Origin of the sequence: Parasutterella secunda (genome assembly GCF_016901835.1) — a bacterium.
Taxonomy (GTDB): domain Bacteria; phylum Pseudomonadota; class Gammaproteobacteria; order Burkholderiales; family Burkholderiaceae_F; genus Aphodousia; species Aphodousia faecavium.
Map to the genome: position 1 here is coordinate 35,733 of NZ_JACJKX010000006.1, position 18,585 is coordinate 54,317.

Sequence of the window (18,585 nt, forward strand, 5' to 3'; positions counted from 1 at the left end):
ATTTAATAAACCGCGGGACGAATGACGGTCGTCCCGCAATACTTTTTTTTAAAAGAACCAAAATGACTATGCAAGATCCTAATACTTACAAATTGCTGACTCCCGGTCCTTTGACCACTTCTTTGACGGTTCGTACTGAAATGCTTGTCGACCGCTGTACGTGGGATAAAGACTATAAAGACATGACGCAGGAAGTTCGTTCTTCTTTGCTTGAACTGGCTCACGCTGATCCGAAAGAGTACACCACTGTTTTGATGCAAGGCAGCGGAACTTTCGGTGTGGAATCCGTTTTGTCTTCCATTCCCGGGGAAAACGATTGCGTACTGGTTCTTGTAAACGGTGCATACACGGAACGCATGTGCCAAATTCTGACTTATCACCGTATTCACTTCAAACGCTTGGACTTTGCCTGGGACAGTATCCCCGATGCCAAGGAAGTTGAAGAATTCCTCAAAGTCAATCCGGATGTCACGATGGTAGCCATGGTGCATAGTGAAACCACTACGGGTATTTTGAACGACATCGCCGCCGTGGGCGCCGTAGTTAAAGCCGCCGGTAAGACCTTCATCGTTGATGCCATGAGCTCCTTTGGCGGTGTCGATATTAATGTTCCTGAAATCGGTATTGATTTTCTTGTTTCCTCTGCCAACAAATGTATCCAGGGTGTACCGGGCTTTTCTTTCATCATCGCCCGTATTGAAAAATTAATGGCCAGCAAAGGCAATGCCCGTTCCTTGTCTCTCGATCTTTATGATCAATGGCGAGTCATGGAAAAAGACGGCGGTAAGTGGCGCTTTACTTCTCCCACACATGTTGTCGCAGCATTTCATCGCGCCATCTCGGAATTAAAAGAAGAAGGCGGCATCGCCGTGCGTAATGCCCGTTACGCTAAGTGCAACCAAATGCTCCGAGACGGCATGAAAGAACTCGGCTTTGAAGCCTATATCGATGCCTCTCACCAAGGCCCCATCATCACAACGTTCTTCTATCCGGAAAATGCCAACTTTACCTTCGCCGGCATGTATGACTATTTAAAGACGCACGGCTATGTTATCTATCCGGGTAAGCTGACCGAACGTGACACATTCCGTTTAGGCAACATCGGCGAAATTTATGAAAGTGATGTCGAACGCGTTTTAGCTATTTTCAAAGACTATTTAAATGAGGTAAACCATGCCTAAGATTGAGGCTGTTATTTTTGACTGGGCCGGTACCACCGTCGACTTCGGCTCCACGAGTCCCGTGAGCGCTTTCATGGAAGCATTCCGTCGCGCAGGTGTAGATGTCACTGATGAAGAAACTCGTGCTCCGATGGGATTGTTAAAGCGTGACCATATCCGTACCATGCTTCGTATGCCTCGCATTGAAAAGGCTTGGAGCGAACACTACGGTCGCACTCCTAATGCTGATGATGTGGAAGCGCTTTATGCGGATTTTGAACCCGCTCTTATGGCCGTCTTGCCTAAGCACTGCGATATCAAACCCTTTGTTTTGGACGCTGTCCACACTTTAAGAGAAAAAGGCATCAAGATCGGCTCCACCACGGGCTTTACCACCTCGATGATGGAAGTGGTGGTTCCTGAGGCTGCCAAAGCGGGCTACAGTCCCGACACGTTTGTGACCGCTGACGATACGGGCGGTTTCGGTCGTCCCTGGCCCTACATGGTTTTTGAAAACATGCGCCGCCTTGGCTTAGCTGATGTCCGCCGCATTGTTAAAGTCGGCGATACGGTCTCTGACATGCGCGAAGGTAAGAATGCCGGCTTAATCACTGTCGGTGTTACCGAAGGCAGTTCCGTCATCGGTTTAAATAAGGAGTCCTGGGATAAACTCACGGACATGGAACGCTTCTCACTGCGTAAAAAGGCTCGTGAAACGTTCTTTGCCAATGGTGCCGATTTTGTGATCGACACCATGGCAGAATTGCCGAAGTTAATTGAAGCGATCGAACAAGGCGAACAGGCCTAATTAGTTCGTTTCTTTTAGAAGAAAAACTCGTTTTCCCGTGTCAATTTCGCCACGGGAGCGAGTTTTTTCTCTATAGCTTGCTGAGCGGGCTCAGGCAGACTCCTTGCCCCTTGGGGACACAGTGCAACGCAGCGCATACACAAAATGCACTTTGACGGATCCGTTTTCTTCGGATCGGTAATCCATATAGCCATCGTCGGACATTGACGAACACATGACCCACAGCGCACACATGCGTTGCTCACTACAGGGGTGACGGGCATTTTGCTCCACTGTCTGTAGGGGCGATTCCCCGGAACCTCAACAGGAACAGCATGCACATCATCGAATTTTTGTAGAGCAAATCGGGCAAATACAGACAAATTCTGAAAATCAATCGCTGTCGGTCGATCAGCCGCTACAGACGGCACCATGGTATGCTGGGCAACGACCGCAGCACTGGCAACCGGTATTGCCCCTCTGGCTAAGACTGTGTCATTTAATTCCAACAAGGCATCCTCATAAGCCCTGTTCCCATAAGTCACAACGGTTACCACTCGAGTACCATCAAAAGTGATCTTTTGAAGTCTTTCCGCAACCAAAGAAGGGATTCTTCCTCCGTAAACCGGGCAGGCAACAATCACCCGATCATCTTTTGCAAAAGAGGTTTGTTTTAAAAACGGATCGGACAGATCCACGGCTCGATCGATACCACCCATTTGTTCGGCAATATGACGAATAACCTTGAGGGTATGACCCGCCGCACTGAAATAAACAATTGAAAATCGCATAGGGCACCTTTTTTCTTCTGATCATAGCTCAGAAAAATGTTTGCAATAATAGGGATTTAAACTGAGTTTAAAACCAAAAAGTACCCTAAAAACAAATCGTCGCTATCGATTATTCTTTCGGATGCTCAGCGATAAATTGTCTGGCCCATTTTTCGTCTACCACGATTGTCGGTTCTGACAATTTCTCGATGTCCGCTGAATAACTCTGCTTCATCAGATCGTAGATTTCTGGATTTAATTCCATATAGAAACTGTCTTGGTTTTTCGGGCTATAAAAACCGATACACAACTTATCGATCTCAGGGTTTCTGAAAAAATAAGCATCGACATCCTCACCCTTGGAGGCAATGGTTTTACATAGTACCTTAGCGATTTCGACTAAGCGATCGTCCATTTGTTCGTCGAGAATGGCAATTTTTTCCTTAAAGCGAGGAATAGTTGTAACCAGACGGATTTGCAGATCGGATGTTCGTCTTAATAAGGTAGCCAGAACATCGCTGCCCTCGCCACCCTTACCTGAGAAAAAGTTCAGCATCTGTTTGACTTCGGCCTCACTGCCATTCGGTATCAACTGAATCATGAAACCTTTTTGCATTTCGTTATAAACGAACGGACGCTCAACCAACTCCGTGTCCCCGCAATGCGGGCACTTCACCTTGAAAACGTCAAGGCTCCTAACCGAGTCCCGCATTTCAGGATTGATTTCTGAGTTCACGCTACTCCAGATTTCTGCCTCAAAATCTTTGCCACAGTGGCCACACCTGAAGGAAGTTTTTTCTTTCAAACTCATAATTTCCTCATACCAACGTAACATAAGACCACATGGCCACCAAAATAATCTGACCGGTCACCACGCGCAAAAACATTGCCAAAGGATAAACCGTTGAGTAAGCTACTGCCGTCGCACTCTTATCTGATAACGAAGCTGCATAAGCCAAAATCGGTGAATTGGTACAAGCTCCGATCAATAAACCTAAAATCGAGTGGTAATTCAGTTTAAAGAACACTCGGGAAACAATGCCGGTTAAGATTTGCGGAATAAACGTAATGGCAAAGCCGATGCCTGCATACAAAAGCCCGTTTCCGGCCACCAGACTTTCCACGAAAGTCCCGCCAGCAGTTAAACCTACACTGGCCAAAAACAGCGAAATCCCGATTTCACGTACAGCCAAATTGGCTGAGTTAGTCGTGTAGGTCGCTAAATGAAGCGACGCCCCGAAACGACCCAATAAAATGGAAATTACCAAAGGACCGCCTGCCAAACCTAATTTGATAGGAGTAGGCATCCCCGGAACCAGAAGCGGAATCGAACCGACCAACACGCCGCAAGTAATGCCTAAGAAAATCGCCGCCAGATTGGGTTGTTCCAACACCTTCGGGCGATTACCGACAATACCGGCCAAGCGTTTGATCCCATCAATCGGGCCGACACATTGCAAAATATCTCCAACCTGAAGATGCATTTTTGCGTAAGGGAAAAGCTCCATACCGGCACGCCAAATACGGGTGATATGAACGCCTTCCTTATCGGCAAATTCCAGATCCGAGACGGTTCTTCCGTTCATCTCGTCACGGGTAACAATGATTCTTTGCCGTTCAATCGGAGATTGTTTGACTGCCAAGTCAATGCGTTCATCTTCCTTACCGAAAGCCGCAACAATATCCATCTTCTGATCAGGTGTCGCCACCACTCGGATCGTGTCACCGTAATGCAAAACGGTATCCGCAAAGGGGCTGGAAATTTCCCCCCGATGCAACAGGCGTGAACACACAAAGGGGCGCGGAATACGGCGACGGCATTCTCGAATTGTCAAACCATCGAGCATATGATTGGTGATATAAACGTGAAAAACCGTCGGCGCTTGGTTGATTTCTTTCTCTTCGTCTTCCCAGTGTTTATCTTCCTCAGCCAAATCAACTTTAAAAACAACACGTAAAAGAATGGCCACTCCAATGATCGTCACTAAGCCTAACGGATAAGCACAGGCATAACCGATTGCAATATCTTCACCGTGATAGCCCATACCGGCCAGAGCTTCTTTGGTGGCACCCAAACCCGGGGTACAGGTGATGGAGCCATAGTGCACACCCAAAATCTGAGCAAGTGAAATTTGATCCTGGAAGATCAAAAATAAAATAATGGTAATGGCGATACCTGAAAAAACGGTCAACAACATCAGGCCGTTTAATACGAGACCGACACTTTTGAAGGATGAGAAAAAAGACGGCCCCACTTGAAGGCCGACAAAGAAAATAAAAATAACTAAACCGAAATCACGGGTAAAACCCAATACCTCAGGATCAATTTTTGCCCCGAAGTGCGCAAAGAACAAGCCCACAAACAATACACCGATTACCCCTAACGAAATACCTTTAACCTTAATGCGCCCAAGAGCCAAACCAAGCGTAATAATGGCTCCATAAATTAAAGCGGAATGAGCAATTGAATTCGTATCGGTCAAAAGCGAATAAAACCACCCCATAGTGCTTTTACCTCAATTGTCAGGAACTTCGAAATGATTAAAAAAATCGTTGGCGTAAGTTTATTCATCGCCAACGAAAATCTCGATTCAGACATTCCCTTATAACAATTTAGGAATTTTTGTCTCTATTTTTTCATAAACAAAATAGGGTATGGAGCGCCTTGTTCATCGGTCTCGGATCGAGCGTAAACTTTAAAACCCATGTGCTCATAAAAGCCTCTGGCTTGAGGATTCTGTTCGTTGACCACAACCTCATTGACTTGATAGAGACTGCTCGCCTCAGAAATTAGGGTCTTTCCGATTCCTTGGCCTCGGGCTTTCGACAAAACAAAAAGCATTTCAATTTTCTGTCCGCTCAGACCGATAAAACCTGTTAAACATTCCTGATCATCCGAAGAAACAAGTAAGGTCGGTACGTGTTTGAGCGCTTGGGGAACGTATTGCTTAATCGTCTCGATCTCTTCAGGTTTTAAAAACAAATGAGTGGCTTTGACGGAACCTTCCCAGAGCTCTACAAGCTCTGCTACAAGTTCGTCACTTCTTTCCTGACGTTTGAGCTCTTTAATTTTCATGGGGTACACATATAAAAAATCCGCACGGTATAGAACACGTACGGATTACTATATGGCGCCCGTTGACCGAGGAATTTGTCAATAAAAATCACATAGTTATCGCAATTTTAGGCCAAATTATGTCGATTGCTGTGGTTTGGCTTGATGTTGCAATTTGAAACAAGATTGCTGCTAATTAATCATTCTGCCCGCTGTTCGAATTGCTTTTTTGAATCCATGGACTCGAACAGTGACCAATCACATTGAAGAACTTCCTGTCAATTGCAAAGCTTCAAACAAGCTCAAACTTTGCCATCTTCATTTACCTACTGCAATAAGAGGCTTGGGCAACTTCCCCTGCACTACCCAATTAGAAAGCGTCTTCGGGTTTCGAACCCACAGATTTTACAGGCTTGGTATTTATCCAGATGATAGAAGTTTTTATACCAATCCTCTGGAACGTGTGCCTGATCTTTTTTTTTCTAAGATGTGCACCACACGGTACCCATAATTGATTTAATTACAGATACCGTACTATTAACGTGAAGTAAAAATAGTTAACAAACTGTCGCGTAGCAAACTTGCTGAGTTTCAAAAATTAGTTTGAGACGGCGAGTGCTACGCGCCATCTTTTTTTATATTGCTCCTTAGGTGCCTTTAACTTATCAATAATTATCCTTTAGAGCAAAGGTGCAGGCCGACAACACCAACGATACATACTCCAATAAAAAAAATTTGTCCCTTAGTAAGGCTTTCATTGAAGAGTAAAGCACCTGCTACGAGTACACCAACAGCACCAAGCGTTGTCCAAATGGCATATGTGAGTCCTGAAGGCAGAGTCCTCATCACACGCGCTAAAAGATACATGTTCGCACAAGTGAGAGCTATAGGTATAAGTGCAAAAAATCGACTAAGTGAAAAGTAGGATAATGCTTTGAGGCTGCATCCCCAAGCGATTTCAGTCACAACAGCGACCATCAACAGAGCCCAAGTTGAAAGCATCTTGAATTTCCTTTATTTTGGGCTCATGATGAAATATCCCTTCTGTCTGCATGGAAACCCACAGATGCAGGCAGAAGCGAGACGGTTACGAACTCCCATCAGGCGTGCTCATTTTAACAAATCTCTGCTTGAAGTTTGACCGCTTGATCATCACTTCTGTTTTATTCTTAAGTGGTAGTTTGTTAATTATTTTTATTTCGCCTTAATAAATTGCACTTTAATCCGATTACTCGTCTGGATTAATGGTGTTGACAAACGGCCAGGGGCCGCTGAAGTCACGCTGGAAAGGCAGTTGACCGAAATGAGTCACCCAACCATCTTCCAAGAAGGTATGCATCGCATAGCCCGGCGTCAAGGCAGGAATGGTGACGTCTTTAAGAATCCGAAATGACGAAGCACCCAATGTTCGGGCTGCTTCTTCATACATCGGATCCATTTTCTTAGTGGCCGCCATCACCGTAGTCACCACGCGGGGAATAGAGAAGTAAAGGTAACCCAAGAAAAGTCCAATCATGCCGTAGGCAAAAACCAATTTGCCCATGCTTAAAGTTTGTGTCGCCGATCCGATCAGACCATTTCTGCCTTACCATCACCAGACACACCACTTGGTCATCACATGACACAACAATGCCACGCAAGCGTCATGGTGCCAAGGGGTTCTATTAAGCGCTAGGTCATCACCCGTCGTGAAGTTTGGTCATCAGGTGGAAAAAATTGAGACACAATATGTAGATTTTGACGTACGTTCAATTTTGGCGGGGATCGCCTGAAAGTCTTTAATTTCGGGCACAGAGACGAAAAAAGCACACAACATAATTTGTGTGCTTTTTGCGTTGATGGTGCCCGTTGACCGATGAACTTCTCAATAAAAATCATATGGTTAGCGCAATTTTTGTCTAAATTGTGTAGTTCTGTGTAGTTTGGCTTGATGTTGCAATTTGAAACAAGATTGCTGCTAACCAACCATTTTGTCCCTATTCGAATTCGTTTTTCGGACTCGAACAGGTAGCCCAATTATATTGAAGAGCCTTCTGTAGACTGCAGAGCTTCAAACAAACTCAAACTTTGCCATCTTCTTTTACCAACTGCAATAACAGGCTTGGGTAACTTCCCCTGCATCACCCAATTAGAAAGCGTCTTCGGATTTCGTAACCCACAGATCTTACACACCTGATATTTATCCAGATGATAAAAGTTTTTGTACCAATCTTCTGGAACGTGAGCCTGATCAATACGCTCGTGAATTTCCTCCGCCAGCAGATTTTTCTTACGCTTTACTGGTGACTTTTTCGCATTCGCTTTGCTTTGTGGTCGGTTCATGAGATCTCCTTCAAAAGAATTTCTATGAAACAACCATACATGAGTCAAAAATGACCCCGACCTCATTTGACGAGGATTTTTTGGTGCAAAAAAATATCAAAAATCTAGGGAGAAAATTTCTAGACAAATGCCAGAGAGTGAATATTAAGAGGTGTTAAACTTATTTGTTTAAGCATTAAACAAGATAACGTTTCTCCTGACCACAGACTGACTATTTGTCTCTGCATACCTAATTAGAAAGCATCTTCAGACCTGGCAACCCACACCTGATATTTATCCAAATAGCCAAAGTTTTTACACCAATCTCGAGATCTAACATACACATTTTGGGATTTTGTCGTCTTTATCTATTTGAATAATAGAGATAATTTTTTGCACCGAAAAATCCTCGTCAAACTCCGGGGAGTGAGTTTTCAGCGATAGTACACTGGTTTTATTAGTTATTGGACTAGGTTGCTCAAAATGAAATTCGCTGAATATCGCGGTAAACGAATCGCAGCATCTCCTGGCTTTATTGGTGCTACTTGTCCTTGCTGTAAGACGGAAGTTATTCCGAGGTGTGGAAAGAAAGTGGCGCATCACTGGGCTCACAAAAATAAGTCTCAGTGTGATAATTGGTGGGAACCGCACAGTGACTGGAGTCTTTCATGGCAAGAGAAATTCGAAGTTGAGCTGCAGGAGCCAGTCATCACACGAGGACAAGAAACACACTTTGCCAGCATTAAAACGAAAAACAATACGATTGTTCAGATTCGACAAAGGTTAACCCCAAAAATTATCGAAGAACAGGAAAAGTTTTTCCAGACTCTTGTTTGGATTGTGAATGCGGGTCGACATAAACACGACAGTAGCAGATTAATTCAAGCTTTTCGTAAACGAACCATCGTAAAACTAGTAGCTGCCTCAAAAAATGAAACCTTTCGACCATATATAGTCAAAGCAAAAGATGCAGAGAAAATTTTTCGCAAAGAGTGGCTTGTTGCAAGATTTCCAATGCTTTTGGACTATTCCACTTCAAAAATAACAACGGGCGGCAAATATACCTATATTGTGGACTATGTTTGGTGTCTTTTCCCCCTCAAAGTAAACGGCTATCGAGTCTTACTGCGTTATGAGAAGGAGGAAGTCATTGCTAAATTAATGCGCAGGAAAGGAAAAACTAAAGAACAGATCTGGAAATTAAAGGCATTTTTCGAAAAGAGACTTTTCAACCTTTAAAAGAGACTTCCAGTAAAAAAGGCTGAATAGGGTACACTTTAAGTGTTCAAAACACATTATGTACAAATTAAATAAATAACCATTACCGACTATTCGATCTATTCGACTCTATGGAAAAACATTACGATACACTTCGCTTTGAGATCTTCGATCCCTATGAAGCAAAAGAAACTTGGGCTGTAGAGTTTGATAAACGCAACTGGCATTCAGTCAAAATCTTTGTTAACGATAATGAACTTAATGCTCTTTTAGTCGAACTAGAAGATAAAGAAAAAGGAGTCCTCACTCCTACAAATCCAGCAAACGAGTACGGTCACAATGGAGTTTACATAGTCGACCAACTGGAATCAGATTATGCTGATTCATATGGCGCTTCGGTCTGTTGCTGTGCCGGTTGCGGCGAAGAAGGATGCTGGGGCATAAGAGTAAAAGTACGTAAGAGCGAACATGAAGTAGTCTGGCACGACTTTGAGCATGAGCATATGTCATACACTTACGGTGGTCTTGAATTTCACTTCGAACGCAACGCTTACGACGCCGAAATCAGAAAACTTCAACAGTGGGCAAAACAATATAAACATTAAGTCGCCTAGTTCTAATTAGGATTTTGACATTACCCAATTATTCACTAGTCATATCTAAGTAGACCTCTTAAATTCAATTGTCGACTAAATAACAAAGCCGACCTAAAATAAAAATGAAGGCTTGATTCTCAGATAAATCAAGCAAGTTAATTCGCTTGTGTTGAATAATCGAGACGTGAATGGGCACTAAAAGTATTTACACCAAGCAAGAAAAGCAAATTGTCTTAGCCTGTTTTCGAGCAGGGTTAAGCGCCACCGCAGTCTCAACAAAATTAGGCTTCCCAAACAGTGAAAAATTGGCGTGCCCTTTATTTTAAGCATGACAACTCCTGGGCTTCATTTGACGATGATGAATTCAAGCTTCGGCAAGAAGCATTGATGATGTTTAGGGAAGGACTGGGATATAAAAAAGTCGCTGCTAAATTAAAGATGCCACCATCCAAGATTAAATATTGGTATTTGCAGTACCGTCATGAACAGCTAGCTTTCTTTGATGGCACTAAAAAAGCCTCAAAACACATCCCAGTCGAAGAAAGAATAAAAATATTGAATGATTACGCCATAACGACGCTTTCCAAGAAAGCCTTTTGCATATCAAATGGCATTTCAGTTGCCACCCTAAATAATTGGCTTAAAAAGGATATATCGTTTAACAATCTCAAAGGATTGTGACTTCTTCTGCTCTTTCAACCAGAGCAATGTCATAGTTGTCATTAAGATAGTAGATCGTTTTTAAATTTGTTCGCCCCTGGTAAATGGCGAATTCTAAAATGGCGTCATAAGGGGGATTTCTTTTAGCTTCTTGCCAACACTCTTCTTTGGTTCCGCGATAAAAGTCTTCGTAATGGTTTTGTTCAAGTACAAACAATGCAACCGTACCTCTTTACCTTTGACTGAAAGAATGCTCTAAGTTTTGCCGGCAAAACTCCGTTCAAATTTCAATAAAGGTTTTTACTTTAAATTGATTAATTCCATTTTGCTAAGGTCTGGAATACTGTACTTAAATAATCTTTTGCCTCATCAACTGAAGTACCGGAACGAAGACTTTGTGGACATGTGCTCAAGAATTCCTCAGTATTGATAGGCCTATTAACTAAGAAATAGTTCATCATATTTGGACGCAACAGTCTCTTATCCGGATCTGTATCTGGATATTTCTTGGCTATTTCTTGAGCAATATGCTTTAGCGAACTTTCTATATCATCAAATCGGAACAATTCTTGATATGATTTTTCAACTTTTTCTTCATCCTGTTCTGTTTCAGTTGAACTTTTTTCAGCAAAATATTTGATGATTTCTTTTTCAACAGATTGATGATAGTTATCTGTCTCATTCATCGATTCATCTTGGTCAGAACAACTAACTTCCGTTTGGCAAATGTGATTAATCTCTTCAACTAAGTATCGAATAATAGCGTTAGAGTTTTGATACCAATCTGTAGACCAAACTCGTAAGATTTTCCAACCTAGTTTTTCGAGAATTTCTTGCCTTAATCGATCTCGCTCTCGAGCCGATGCGCTTGAGTGATAGGCGGCACCGTCACACTCAATGCCAACAATAAATTTATTTTTATCTCTAGGATCAACAACCCCGATATCAATAAAATATCCTCTAACGCCAACTTGCGGAACACATTCAAACCCTTGAGCTCTCATTGCTTCAGCAACGGCTATTTCGAAATCACTATCTGGTGCTCTATTTGTGTTGTAAATAACAGATTCAGGAATCTGTTTTGTATTACAGTATTCCAAGAAATCATGAAGAATCTTTGTTCCTCGCCCCTCAGTTGCCAACACATCACTTGCGTGCATGGAGGTGAAAACTTCCATTCTTTTCTTTGCACGACTGAACAAAACATTTAAACGTCTACCACCCTTTTCCTGGGTAATAGGACCAAACCTTTGCGGAACTTTACCACCAATGCTTGCTGGACCATAGGTTAATGAAATGAAAATAACATCTCTTTCATCACCTTGAACATTCTCTAGATTTTTAACAAACCAAGGCATCTCGGTTTGTGCGTTTTCATCTAACGCCCTCTGTATTTTCACATTATTAGCAGCGAGTACCTCTATTTCATTTCTTATACACTCACTCTGTGGTGCGTTCATAGCCACAACACCAACGGACTCTTCTGGGTTCTTTAATAACTGAATAATAACTGCCTTTGCAATTTCCTTTGCTTCCTTTTTATTAGTACTGTGACCATCAAAAGTTCCTTGAACATAATGAAGCTGTATACCAAACTCATCGTTTTCAGTATATGGCGATGGGAAGACTGTCAGTTTCCCGTTATAGAAATACTGATTAGAAAATTCTATTAAACTCTGATGACGAGAGCGATAATGCCAATTTAAAGTACATCTATCAAAACGATTCCACGCCGTATCAAGAATACTTTCTGATTCGTCAATAATGGTACGTTCGTCGTCATCATCGTTATTGATAGCATTTTGGAAGAAGTTTGTAGGAGGTAATTGCTGAGGGTCGCCAACAACAATTATCTGTTTCCCTCGGGCTATTAAACCGATTGCATCTTCTGGTTTAATTTGAGAGGCTTCATCCATTACCACAACATCAAACAGAGCTCCTTTTGGTTGAAGATATTGAGCTGCAGTTAAAGGACTCATCATGAAGCAGGGCTTCAGCGCTGTTATTGCACCGGAAGCTCTCGAGATTAATTCTCTATTAGAAATGAGTTTTTTCTTTTTCTGAATTTCGTGTTCAATCAGTCTTAGGTCGGTATATTCGCTAACTCGAACGCCAGCGCATCCAACCGGCACATTTTTATTAGTTAAAACCGCCCTAATTTCTTTAATATGCTGTTCCTGTAACTCTCGGTCTAATTTAGCAAATTTATTCTGCAACTGATCGTGTTTAATATTGCGAATCTTGCTAATAGCCGGCTCCTCTGTAAGAATTTTTTCTGCTGAAAAATCATAAGCCATTGCTTTATAGGCATTTTCAAAATTATCTAGGTCAATTTCACCATCTTGGATCTTAGTAACAACTTTGCCCAATCTTAGTTTTTTGGCATCTAAAAATTCAGAAGCAAAATTTAACCACTCGTAAAGTGTTTCTTTTCTTTCTAAGGCTTTATTATTTCGCAAAATCAATTCATCAATCTTTAGCTGACCCTCCCAAATTTTATTATTGGTCTTACTCTCATTGTAAAAATTGATACCTTCTCCATAGGACAATTTGAGAGGAGCTTCACACAATTGAATAGCTTGCAATAGCTTTGAATAGTCTTCAGGGTTGTGAACCAAAAAAGACTCTACATCTGACAATTTCGGTTGTTTTATCAAAGAACTTGTTTGGACTAATTCTTTTATATCCTGAAGCTTCTTATCGACTATCTCTTGAACTTGATCCAATGAGAGTCCCCAATGATCTCGAGGCAATTTTTTAGATAGTTCCGAATAATTCCAATCCTGATATTTTTGATAGTAACGTTCCATAGTATCAATCCAGTCAACAAATTCACTGATTGATGCATCTGGTAAACATTTGAAGAGCTCTTCACACTGTTTAAAACTTTCAGTCACTTCAGACAGTACTTTTGGTAGTTTAAAAAGATCTTTCGAAATTTCTCGTTTGCATTTATCTTTTAAAAACTTCGAAACGTCATCAGCCTGTTCTAAAGTACTTCTTATTTGATCCCCAAAACTTAGTTGACCAAGATTGCTAAATATCTCCAATTCTGTGTCACTTAAAGACATTACATGTTGGATGTTTATTCTTTCTTCTAAAGAAAGAACTTCTCTTTGATAGTCTGTTATTGTTTGGCACCAATTTATCACCCTTTGGATTTGGTCAAGGTTAGTATCAACCCCATTAATTAACTTATCAAATAATTCTCTATATATGGGGTTATTTATAAATTTACCTTCGCCATCTAAGTACTCAATCCATAGAGGCAGACTTTTTATTCCAATATCTAGACTTTTATCTTGCTTAAGTACACTTTTTACTTTTGTACGTGCCTTACGCCAATCTGATTTAAGCCACGAAAATATAGAACTATCCTTAAGTAAATTAAAACACTTTTCTAATTCGTCACGCTGAGGGACATCTGATAGATTAAAAATATCATTTAACTTACTTCTCTGGTCTTTTAAATTTAACAATTCCGTCTTAAATTCTTCGAAATCAAAATTAGCAAGTTCCTTACATGTATTTCTTATATTTAATTTATTGACCAGCTTTTCCATTTCTGGAGCTTGATCAACTAAGTTAGCAAGAAATCTTAGGAAAGCCTTATTACCAAGGTTATCCTCGAGACGATTCAATGATAATTTCTTAAGTAAATGACGAACATTAGTCTCAATTTCCGTCAATTGGCTACCAAACTTCTGATTGTCTTCCAAAATTGAAACCAATTCGGAAATAGTAGTTGCGTGTTTTAAATATTCCCCTAAGCAATTAAGTTTCAACTTTAATTGACGTAAATTCTCTCTATCAATGTTGCTGTACGGAACTTTTCTCTTGATCGCATTAAATTCCTTATAAATTTTTTCAAATTGGGTTACACATTTCTTTATGTCATGCGAACCGACCGTAAGGAGCAATGACAAATCTGCACTTACCGAATTGTCCGACAAAGTAGGCAATTCTGAAAATGTTTTAATCAGATCATCCCAGTCCAATTGAGATCTTTGATTTAATTGAAACTTATTACACAAGTCCTCTGTAATCTCTTTTGATTTCAATAAATCAGTATTCCATTTACTAAGGGCCTCTAATACTGGTGCTTCACTTGGTACTATTATCCCAGCTAACCCCACACCATACCAGGGATGTTCATTTATCTTCTTAATATGTGCATTCGATAAAAGTTCTTGCGCGACAGATGTTAAGTCCTTAACCGCCGTTAAGCGAGAAAAGGACAAAAGTTGAGAGCAATTTCCTAGGTCAAATGCATCCGGTCGAATTCTTTCAGGATTGGGGAAATATCGCTTGTAACGAGCTGCAGACAATAAAATCTGCCCCTTTTTGACATTAGAATCCTCAAAATTTGAACTTACAGCCCTTATATAGTCATTCAATTTTTCCTTGTAATGTTCATGCTCGTTGTATAAGTTTTCTCTGTTTACTTCATCTAGACGCTCTGGCCTCATTTCTATGCGTTTTTTTAAGCTTTCGCGCAGGCTCTGTTTGTTTATTTGATCGCTATGCAGCTCCAAACAAAAATTACCAAGACCCAGCCCGTCTAATTTATTCTTAACTACCTTTAAAGCCGCAAGTTTTTCCGATGCGAATAAAACGCTTTTTCCCTGATATAGAAGAGCAGCTATTAAATTCGTAATCGTCTGTGATTTACCAGTACCAGGAGGGCCTTCGATAACTAAATTCCGTCCAAAGAGAGCTTCATAGATGGCAGTTGATTGGGAATTATCAGCATCGAGAACCAAAGGAACAGATCTTTCAAAATCTTGAATTTCATCAATATTGGAAGCTTGAATTGATGATTGTTCTCTATCTGAACCTAAAATCAATGTCTTTATATTTGGATTTTCCAATAATGAGTTTTCGCTCCATTTACTTGGATCTAAATCCTCATACATTGCTAGTTTCGTAAAATCCAGAATACTTATGCAGGCTCTATTTCTTACACGCCAGTAATAACCTGCATCAGCCAATTCCTCAGAAACTAACTTGAAATATTCGCTTGGATTGTAATTTCCGTTGAATTCCGGCAACTCAATCGCGAAATCATTCAATAACTTCTTTCTAAGTGTTTCGTTAAGAACAAATTCATCCTCTGCAACAATGCTAAATTCATACCTATTCCCATGAGAACCCGCTGAGCGATCTAAACGTAATGGTGCAACTAGCAGTGGAGCTAAACACTTTTTCTTTGTTCTCTTTTGCTCTTCCCATGTCTGATCGAACCATTCCAAAAAACCTAAAACCAAGTAAAGTGCATTTGTACCAATTTCTTGAATAATGCTTTGTCGATTCAAGTAAAGTTTGTTGAAGTACAGCTCATAGTCTTCTGGAATAAACGTTGTTGTTAAAGAATGCCCTTGAAGAGCCGATCGCATTCCGTCTGGAATATCTTCTTCTGTATTTAACCCACAAACTTCCGCCCACTTTTTTAGATCAATATGTTTTCTGTAATCAATTGGCTCAAGTTCTTCTATTTGCTCCAAAAGTTCTTGCGGTAATAGTTTATTTTGAATTAGATCTGATTTTCTAGGAAAAAATAAGGACCTAAATACGATTTTGTTCCCAACACTCAATTCTTTATAAAGCTCGTCAGGATGTGCAGTAGTTAAAGAAATAACCTTGCCTTTACTAGGTTTGAAATTAAGAAGCCGGTTTCTAAGCCCAAGATCTAAGAGCCTTCCACGAATTCCTTCCAAATACTTCTTTAGATCAATTACATCTTCATTCATGGCACACCTGATGGGATCTTATGAACTGATGATTTGTTCTGAATGTAACAATGGTAAGAATTGTAACAGTTTGAGCATTGAGTTGACGATGACTCTCGTCGAACCCTTTCAGCTTATTTATTAAGACATCAGAGGGTTTCAAGCAAAGATTACTGTTTTCTTGGTCAGACATAAAGATCTTCAGAAAGAAATAAAAATCCGTTTTACCGATCAAACTCTAACTTTTTAATTTGTTCAGAACTTTTTTCCAAAATACTAGATCTTCCATCAATTTGTGAGGTACAAAGAATGAATAACTTCATACATCTCATTCTGAAGCAGACTTTGATCTAATGATTAAAAGAGTCAATGGAGGAAATTTGCTATGTGTAACTGCTACGATCCTCCCAAAAGAGAAGATCCTCCCCATGTTCCTGTGATGCCCGCTTCACTCGAAATAGAAACTAGAGAAATTGACGCCGGCTGGTGGGATTGGAATATTCGTATTAATGAAGAAATCTTTGAAAACAACGGAATTGCCGCATGGAAGAACGATGAAAGCATACGTCGGCATTTCAACATTAAACTCTATTGCAGCGAAGTCTACGATCCAATTCCAGAGCTGCACTGTTTTATAAGGAGGCTCATAGACAACTGTACTGACGAGTCCCCCGAGGTTTGGCGAGTGAACGAAGAAGGTCGAATAACAACATTTAAAGTCTGGACCCTTTCTTATAGGGTTTTACAACTTGAAATTGAAGCCAAAAGTGAACACGGACGTGAGGAGATTTTCTATCGATATGATCTTCTCGTTGACAGGCAATCTTTTATCGAGCTTTTTATGAAAACCTTCGGTGACTTTGGGACACAAGGTGGTTGGGGATGGCATTGCAATTCCATTTTTGAACAAGATGGCGAGGTTGACCCATCTAAAATCATTTTGGATAGCAGGAATAAAGTCAATCAATAATCCAAAAGATTAGAAAGTTAGATGAGGAAGCAAGTTATGTGCGATAGTTTTAACTTTGCAAAAAGAGAAGAGCCCCCCTATATCCCTTTAATGCCCGCTTCATTAGAAATATCAACACAAAAAATCGAGGCCGGCTGGTGGAAGTGGCTCATATCTATCAATGAAGAACTTTACGAAAACCATAAAGTTGTTCCATGGAGAAAGAAACAGCGCTCAAGACGTCAATTCCAATTCCAACTGCATTGCAGCGAGGCCTTTGATCCGATACCAGAATTACATTGGTTTTCCCGTGCACTGTTAACGAACGGTGGCGATGATAACGTCAAAATCTGGGAAGTTAACGAAGAGGGCCGAATAACAGTTTTTAAAGTATGGACGCTCTCTTGTAAGCTTTTACAACTTCAAATTGAGGCCACAAGAGATCAGCTGGATTATCACTACGACCTTGTAGTTGACCGGGATGCTTTTATTTCACTCTTAATGAAAACTTATTGTGACTTCGGGAAGCAGGGCGGCTGGGGTTGGTACGGCGATCGCGTATTTGAAGAAGATTGGAATATGGAACCGGAAAGAATTATTGTGGATGACGGAGCAAAAATTAATTCGCACTCCAGTTCTTAAATAGTCCGCGAAAAAAGTTTTGCCGGCAAAACTTTCACATCGTAAAAAAGGAGACTTCACTCCCCTCCCCTTTTTCTTTTTTGGTTTGTATCGATCTTTTGAGAATTATTGTCTTTGTTCTGCATTCCAATCAGAAATAATTCCTGTCCGTTTATCAGCTTCAAATTCATACTTCATGCTATTAACCCAAAATTCCCCTTCCCAACGGGATCCCTCAGAGCGCAAACGAAGCGCTTTTACTTCGAAGCCTGGAACCCGGCGACTAATTTCTTTTATTAACCCATTCATTGAGTCAGAGACGGAAGTTTGTTTACCTATCCACTTCTCGTCCACTTCACAGTCTGCATCAATTATCAGACCTGTGTTTTTGGTTACTGAATAATCAAAGTCACCATAATTTGTTTCAAACTCAACTTGGAATACTGAAATTTGACCCTCACTATCTGACTGAACTTTGATGTTAAAAACATCCCGCATCGGGACACCAGCATTGTTTATAGCAATATCTAGGGCTTCATCTTTTGTGATGAGCGTCTGCGTGCTGAACGCACTAAAAGAGAGAAAACTCAAAACACAGAGTAATGGAATGAAAATCGAACGATTCATAGTGCAACCGATTTCAAACTATAACCTTCCTCTATTTTACGATCCAAACTCTTGAACTTTACGAGTATGGGTTTAATTTAAGAGATAAAAGTTTTGCCGGCAAAACTTTCGC

The 18,585-nt window shown here is 40.8% G+C and carries 16 protein-coding genes and 1 pseudogene; 7 read left to right on the top strand and 10 right to left on the bottom strand.

Annotated features, from left to right (window positions below; translation table 11 throughout):
* The first annotated feature begins 62 nt into the window (after positions 1–62).
* Positions 63–1,181, top strand: coding sequence for a 2-aminoethylphosphonate--pyruvate transaminase (phnW, locus tag H5985_RS04335; protein WP_205050093.1), 1,119 nt, complete (start codon positions 63–65; stop codon positions 1,179–1,181).
* Positions 1,174–1,968 (top strand): phosphonoacetaldehyde hydrolase, encoded by a 795-nt coding sequence (gene phnX, locus H5985_RS04340; RefSeq protein WP_205050094.1) that lies wholly within the window; start codon positions 1,174–1,176, stop codon positions 1,966–1,968. Before phnW ends, phnX begins: the two co-directional genes overlap by 8 nt.
* A 14-nt stretch (positions 1,969–1,982) precedes the next feature.
* On the opposite strand, the gene H5985_RS04345 is transcribed toward phnX, so the two are convergent.
* The 7 genes and pseudogenes from H5985_RS04345 to H5985_RS04375 form a co-directional block, all read right to left on the bottom strand.
* A complete protein-coding gene (locus H5985_RS04345; RefSeq protein WP_205050095.1) occupies positions 1,983–2,738 on the bottom strand; it encodes a 4Fe-4S binding protein in 756 nt (251 codons plus the stop codon).
* 109 nt (positions 2,739–2,847) lie between these two features.
* A complete protein-coding gene (locus H5985_RS04350) occupies positions 2,848–3,528 on the bottom strand; it encodes a CpXC domain-containing protein (RefSeq protein WP_205050096.1) in 681 nt (226 codons plus the stop codon).
* Positions 3,529–3,535: 7 nt separating this feature from the next.
* Positions 3,536–5,221 (bottom strand): putative transporter, encoded by a 1,686-nt coding sequence (locus H5985_RS04355; RefSeq protein WP_205050097.1) that lies wholly within the window; start codon positions 5,219–5,221, stop codon positions 3,536–3,538.
* A 125-nt stretch (positions 5,222–5,346) separates the two neighbouring features.
* Positions 5,347–5,793 carry a GNAT family N-acetyltransferase gene (locus tag H5985_RS04360; RefSeq protein ID WP_205050098.1) on the bottom strand — a complete coding sequence of 149 codons (447 nt, stop codon included), beginning with the start codon at positions 5,791–5,793 and terminating at the stop codon, positions 5,347–5,349.
* Positions 5,794–6,444: 651 nt separating this feature from the next.
* Positions 6,445–6,774, bottom strand: coding sequence for a DMT family transporter (locus H5985_RS04365; protein ID WP_205050099.1), 330 nt, complete (start codon positions 6,772–6,774; stop codon positions 6,445–6,447).
* A gap of 226 nt (positions 6,775–7,000) precedes the next feature.
* Positions 7,001–7,357, bottom strand: a pseudogene (locus H5985_RS09430) (ABC transporter permease subunit); the annotation flags it as partial.
* A gap of 431 nt (positions 7,358–7,788) precedes the next feature.
* Entirely contained in the window at positions 7,789–8,094 is a 306-nt protein-coding gene (locus H5985_RS04375; RefSeq protein WP_205050101.1) for a hypothetical protein, read from the bottom strand.
* Positions 8,095–8,556: 462 nt separating this feature from the next.
* Here H5985_RS04375 and H5985_RS04380 point away from each other — a divergent pair, with 462 nt between their 5' ends.
* From H5985_RS04380 to H5985_RS04390, 3 genes are all read left to right on the top strand, one after another.
* Positions 8,557–9,312 (top strand): competence protein CoiA family protein, encoded by a 756-nt coding sequence (locus H5985_RS04380; protein WP_205050102.1) that lies wholly within the window; start codon positions 8,557–8,559, stop codon positions 9,310–9,312.
* A 110-nt stretch (positions 9,313–9,422) separates the two neighbouring features.
* Complete coding sequence (locus H5985_RS04385; RefSeq protein WP_205050103.1) at positions 9,423–9,896, top strand: hypothetical protein; 474 nt, start codon at positions 9,423–9,425, stop codon at positions 9,894–9,896.
* Positions 9,897–10,184: 288 nt separating this feature from the next.
* Positions 10,185–10,568, top strand: coding sequence for a helix-turn-helix domain-containing protein (locus tag H5985_RS04390; RefSeq protein ID WP_205050104.1), 384 nt, complete (start codon positions 10,185–10,187; stop codon positions 10,566–10,568).
* Here H5985_RS04390 and H5985_RS04395 read toward each other — a convergent pair.
* A complete protein-coding gene (locus H5985_RS04395) occupies positions 10,555–10,764 on the bottom strand; it encodes a hypothetical protein (RefSeq protein WP_205050105.1) in 210 nt (69 codons plus the stop codon). The genes H5985_RS04390 and H5985_RS04395 overlap by 14 nt on opposite strands.
* A gap of 97 nt (positions 10,765–10,861) precedes the next feature.
* Positions 10,862–16,297 (bottom strand): DUF4011 domain-containing protein, encoded by a 5,436-nt coding sequence (locus tag H5985_RS04400; RefSeq protein ID WP_205050106.1) that lies wholly within the window; start codon positions 16,295–16,297, stop codon positions 10,862–10,864.
* Between the two features lie 364 nt (positions 16,298–16,661).
* Between H5985_RS04400 and H5985_RS04405 the strand changes: the two genes are divergently transcribed.
* Complete coding sequence (locus tag H5985_RS04405) at positions 16,662–17,246, top strand: hypothetical protein (protein ID WP_205050107.1); 585 nt, start codon at positions 16,662–16,664, stop codon at positions 17,244–17,246.
* 36 nt (positions 17,247–17,282) lie between these two features.
* Positions 17,283–17,867: a hypothetical protein gene (locus H5985_RS04410; protein WP_205050108.1), complete on the top strand. Its 585-nt coding sequence runs from the start codon at positions 17,283–17,285 to the stop codon at positions 17,865–17,867.
* 105 nt (positions 17,868–17,972) lie between these two features.
* Here H5985_RS04410 and H5985_RS04415 read toward each other — a convergent pair whose 3' ends face one another.
* Positions 17,973–18,473, bottom strand: a complete 501-nt coding sequence (locus H5985_RS04415) for a hypothetical protein (RefSeq protein ID WP_205050109.1) — start codon at positions 18,471–18,473, stop codon at positions 17,973–17,975.
* Positions 18,474–18,585: the final 112 nt, after the last annotated feature.